This window comes from Pseudomonas sp. 14P5.3.2, from assembly GCF_057799175.1.
Genome location: NZ_JBYOKU010000080.1, coordinates 1 through 706, shown reverse-complemented (window position 1 = coordinate 706; position 706 = coordinate 1). Strand labels below are relative to the sequence as shown.

Annotated in this window: 2 protein-coding genes; both read right to left on the bottom strand. The window is 59.5% G+C overall.

All coding sequences use genetic code 11. The features are described from left to right. The coding region (locus tag AC27VU_RS28905) for a glycoside hydrolase family 19 protein (RefSeq protein WP_488725411.1) at positions 1-311 on the bottom strand (311 nt) is incomplete at its 3' end. A gap of 42 nt (positions 312-353) precedes the next feature. Further along, the coding region (locus AC27VU_RS28900; RefSeq protein ID WP_488725410.1) for a tail fiber assembly protein at positions 354-706 on the bottom strand (353 nt) is incomplete at its 5' end.

Sequence of the window (706 nt, the reverse complement as noted above, 5' to 3'; positions counted from 1 at the left end):
GCGGCATAGTTCGCCCGGCCGGTCACCTGGATCAGCCCGCGCCCTCGGTACTTGAGTCCGTCACCGGCCACGGTGTTTCCCAAATCCTTGCGACCTTCGTAACCGCGCTGTGCGGCGGTCGGTCCCCAGATCTCGCGCACGTACAGCAGCTGACCGGATTCATGGCCAATCTGCGCGATGAACGCAGCAGCGCGCTTGGTGCCGACAATCTGGTACCGCTGCATTGCCGTATTCAGGGCAGGCGCAAAAACGCCGGCTTTGGCGCCGGCGTTCGGGAGGATCTGCAGCAACTGCTGCTGGGTGATGGTCATCGGCTTTCTCCAGGCAAAAAAATACCCGCTCAATGGCGGGTTTCAGGATTCAGGTAATGCAGGCCAGTCGGGAGCGTCTGGCCATCCGGGGCGTTCTGGTGTCTTGCTCAAGGCGATCAGATAACGCTTCCATGCTTTCCACAGCACTCGATCGTCATCACTGATCTCGTCAATATCTACGCCGGCCTGCAGCGGGCTTAAAGCTTCGTCGGCAATAGTCCGCAGGTTGTCCATCTGCGCCTTGGCACCTGACGCTCTCTCCCTTTCTGAATCCAGATCCACCAGCCACTGTGGCAACTCAGCAACAAGAGTCTCGCCGTCCATCAGCGCCGTATCCGGATCCACGCACCGCCAACCAACGTCTGTTATTGCATATGCCATCATCGCTCCATCCC